This is a genomic window from Streptomyces sp. NRRL F-4489, from assembly GCF_001509485.1.
Classification (GTDB): Bacteria; Actinomycetota; Actinomycetes; order Streptomycetales; family Streptomycetaceae; genus Streptomyces.
Map to the genome: position 1 here is coordinate 1 of NZ_LLZI01000114.1, position 4304 is coordinate 4304.

Sequence of the window (4304 nt, forward strand, 5' to 3'; positions counted from 1 at the left end):
GGCGGGAGAGCATCAGCAGGCGGCCGTCGGTCTGTTCGAGGAGGGTGACGGATCCGGCGGGGCGGGGGAGCAGCGTGGCGTAGTCGCGCTGGAGGGGGCCGCCGGGCCGGTCCTGGTGCCAGCGGAGCATGCCGGTGCGGGTGGTGGCGTAGATCTCGGTGGTGCCGCGGCGCAGGGTGACGGCGGTGGCGCCGTCGAGGGTGCCGCCGCCCAGGTCGCGCCAGTTGCCCCAGCCCTGGGCGGAGGCGTTGCGGGCGCTCAGGCCGGTGCCGAAGTTCCGTACGAGGACCATGGGGTGGCCGGAGGAGGTGACGGTGGCCACCGGCATGCCGAGGGAGCGGCGGCGGTCGGGGTTGTGCTGGTCGTGGGGGCTGCCGAGGTTCTCCCAGGTGCCGAAGTCGCCGCCGGGGGAGGTCTGCCGGAGGTGCATGACCTGGCGCCGGTGGTCCTCACGGCGCGGGCCGACGCGGGCGCTGAGGGCGAAGAGGTGGAGGCGGCCTTCGCGGTCGCGGACGGTTTCCAGCCGGGCCAGGCAGCGGGCGTCGTCGTCGGTCCAGGTGCCCAGCGGGTGCGGGCCGGTCCAGGCGGTGCTGTCGGGGGCGGTCTGGGTCCAGTGGACGGGGCGGCCGCCCAGGACGGCGAACGCGGTCAGGCGGCCGTCGCCGCGCGGCTGGAGCCAGGTGGTGGACGGGCGCCAGCGGTGGGTGGTGCTCTGCCCGTAGTAGCGGTTGAACGCGCGGTTGCCCAGGGGGCGGTCGCCGCACTCGCCGGGCTTCTTGAGGCAGTCGTGGCCGTCCTCGCCGCCGTAGACGGCCAGGTAGTGGAACTTCTCGGCGGCGGCGGTGGCGCTGAGGTTGTCCGGCTGGAGCTTGTTGCAGTAGCCGGCGTAACTCTCCACCACCGGGCGGTGGTACGGGGATTCGCGCTCGTAGGCGGCCAGGGCGGCGAGGGAGAACAGCGCGGTGGCGGTGTGGTCGCTGTTGTCGCAGGGGGTGACGGTGTCGGTGGCCGCGTCGTAGGCGGTGCGGGCCGGGTCGGGGTTCATGACGCGGACGACGGCGGGGCGGTAGGTGCGCAGGAGGTCGGTGAGGGTGCCGATGACGCCGTCGCGGGTCAGCGGCCGGCCGTCGTGGTCGGCGGGTATCGGGCTGCCGGTGGGGCGGAGGGTGGCCAGTTCGGCGATCTCCTCGTGCCACAGGTGGTGGATCCGGTCGTCGGGCAGCTCGGCGCAGGTGCGGAGGTTGAGGAAGACGAGGGTGATGCGGCCGTTGTCGAGGGTGTTGATCTCGGCGGACACGCCGCCCCGGACGGTCAGGGTCTCGCGGGTCCAGGGCGCGCGGCGGCTGCCGGTGGCCATGGCGGCGTAGGCGGCGCGGATGCCGTGCTGGCGGGCGGCGGTGTAGCCGGGGTAGTCGGGTGCGGCGTCCTTGCGGGCCGGGTCGTCCATGGCGAGGTTGATGCCGTCGGCCTCGCCGGTGGTCAGGTAGACGGTGACGACGGGCAGGCCGGCGCGGACGGTGTGCAGCAGGTCCGGCGTCATGAAGTACAGGTCGTCGTCGGTGTGCGCGCAGATCTGCAGATGCGGGGCCGGTGCGCCGGCGGTACGGGGCCGATCGGGACCGGCGGCCGACTGGGGCGGGGCGGAGCGGCGGAACAGGCGCATGGTCGGGCGGACCTTTCAACTCGGTGGGGGCGCCCGGCACATGGCGTCCGGGCAGGCGGAGCGGATCGCCTGCGCGGACGGGCGGGCGGATGTGCGCGGGGTGCTGCGGGCGGCGGTGCCCGCTAGGGGCGGAACGGGCGCCGCGGCACCACGGGATGCCTCGGTGCGGGCTCGGGCAGCGACGACCGTGCCGGTGTGCGGTGGCTCCCCCGAGGCGGAGGGCCGGGCCACGAGGCGGTACCGCGCAGTGCGCGGCGGGCCGGCGGGAAACCGGACGGCCGTGACGGCTTCGCGTCAGCCGGCCCGGCCGCGGCTCTGCCGCTCGCCGGGCCCATCAAACGTCCATCTGCACTGCGCGAAACCCCCCGAAGCTTTACACAGAATCTATATATCGCAGATCTGTCCGTCCCGGTATCAGAACGACAGGTGTAGGTGCGTTTTGGTCGGAGTCGGTCGGGGGTGGGGGAGTTGGCCGGAGTTGGCTGGAAAGCGCGGGTAGCGGGTAGCGGGTAGCGGGTAGCGGGTAGCGGGTAGCGGGCAGCGGGCAGCGGGCAGCGGGCAGCGGGGTGCGCTACGCCGCGCGCCAGACCGTCATGTCCGCCGTCAGGAAGCTGACGCCGCTGTCCGGCAGGGCGGTTGACTTCACCTGGACCACCAGGAGCGCGATGGTTCCGGAGGGGTGCTTGACGCAGATCTCGCTGCCGGCCGCCGCGGCGGCCAGCGGCAGGCGGTGGCTGGTGGCGCCCCTGAGGGTGAGCCGGCAGTCGTCGAGCGAGGCGCCCGGCTTGGCGTACCGCATGGCGATCACGCTGGTGCCGCTCTCCAGCGCGCAACCGGCCACCTTGCAGGTGAAGCGGAGGTCGCCGGTGCGGTCCTTGCGGTCGACCGGTTCGTTCAGGCTCACGGAGTTCTTCTCGTCCAGCCACTGCTGCGGGTACGGCACGGCTGTCGGTTCCGTGGACGCGGTGGAGGTGGCGGACGGTGCCTCCGGTGTCCGGCCGCCGGCGCCCGGTTTCGCGGCGGGGTGCGGGGAGGAGCCGGAGGACGGGTGACCGGACGCTGCCGAGGAGGGGGCGGACGCGGTGTCGCGGGGCTTCCCGGACGAGGCGGAGACGCGGGCGAGGGAGCGCAGTCCGTCCAGGACCGTCCAGGCCAGGCCCGCCATCAGCAGCACGCCGGCGGTCACGGCGGCGGTGACGACGATCGCGGTGCGCCGGCGCCGGGAGCGCCGCTCGTCCGGCGCGACGGACGCGGACGGCGAGACCGGCGCGAACGGGTCCCCGGCCACGGCCGGCCCCGCCGCCCCCGGCGGCTCCCCCTCCGTTCGCGTCGGCAGCGGCAGGGTGTGGACGGGCGTGGGGTCGGGGACCGGCGGCGGAACGGCCACCTCCGGCCCGGCGACCTCGCGCCAGACGGCCGGCCCCCCGCCCGCGTCGGCGTCCCGGCCCAGCCGCCGCCGGCACCACGCGACGACCTCCGCCGGGGTGGCCCGCTCCGCCGGATCGGCGGCCAGGCACCGGGCGATCAGCGGCCGCACCTGCTCGGGCAGCCGGGCGAGACCGGGCTCCTCGTGCACGATCCGGTACAGGATGTTGACGGCGGGACCGTCCCCGTAGAGGGGTTCGCCCAGGGCCGCGAAGGCCGCGGTCTGGCCGAGCGCGAAGATGTCGGTGGCCGCCGTCACCTCCCCGGCGGACGCCTGCTCGGGCGCCATGTACGCGGGGGTGCCGACCGCGGCGCCGGTGGCCGTGTGCGAGGTGGCGTCGGACGCCAGCGAGATGCCGAAGTCGATGACGCGCGGGCCGTCCGCCGCCAGCAGGACGTTCGACGGTTTGAGGTCCCGGTGGACGATGCCCGCCCCGTGGATGGCCTGAAGCGCCTCAGCCACCCCCGCCATCAGCCACAGCACCGCCGGCACCGGCAGTGGGCCGCGCCGGGCGACGGCCTCCGCCAGCGAGGGGCCGGGCACGTACAGCGTGGCCAGCCAGGGGGGTGTGCGTCCGCGTCGGCGTCGAGCAACTCGGCGGTGTACGCGCCCCGTACGCGCCGGGCCGCGGTGATCTCCCGGCGGAAGCGGCGCCGGAACTCGGGGTCGTCGGCCAGCTCGGGCCGTACGACCTTGAGCGCCACCGGCCGTCCGCCGCGGGTGTGCGAGAGGTAGACCCGGCCCATACCGCCCGCGCCGAGCCGGGCGGCGAGGCGGTAGCCGGCTATCAGGGGCGGGTCCTCCGCCCGCAGCGGCTGGAACACCTCTGTCGCACCGTTCACCGGTACCCGCCCCCCTGAACCCCTGATCCCCTGAACCAGCGGACCCCGGCCTCGTGCCGGCCCTGCGGCCCCTGATCCGTTGATCTGATGAATTGATCAACGGTGGGAGCTTATAGGGCGACCTGCGGCGGGTGAACGGAACCGGCGAGCGGCCCAACGCCCCCAGCTCCCGGGCAGCCCTGAGCCCCCGTCAGCTCGGCCCGCGCCCCACCCCAGTGGCAGTGGCCGCGCTCGCCTCCGTCTGGGCGTCCGTCCCGGCGCCGCCGCTGACCGCCGTTGAGCGCAGGGTGGCGTCCGGGGCCAGGTGGACCAGGACGGGGCGGCCGGTGGCGTTGGTGGTGAGGGTGGCGGGGGTGGCGAGGGGGGTGCGGAG

Annotated in this window: 3 protein-coding genes; all 3 read right to left on the reverse strand. The window is 75.2% G+C overall.

The features are described 5' to 3' along the window. Window positions 1-1663: PIG-L family deacetylase (locus ADL22_RS11980; RefSeq protein WP_066976966.1), on the reverse strand; the 1663-nt coding region annotated here is incomplete at its 3' end. 571 nt (window positions 1664-2234) lie between these two features. After that, window positions 2235-4088, reverse strand: coding sequence for a serine/threonine-protein kinase (locus ADL22_RS11985; protein WP_324615537.1), 1854 nt, complete (start codon window positions 4086-4088; stop codon window positions 2235-2237). A gap of 33 nt (window positions 4089-4121) precedes the next feature. After that, window positions 4122-4304: hypothetical protein (locus tag ADL22_RS11990; protein WP_159048612.1), on the reverse strand; the 183-nt coding region annotated here is incomplete at its 5' end.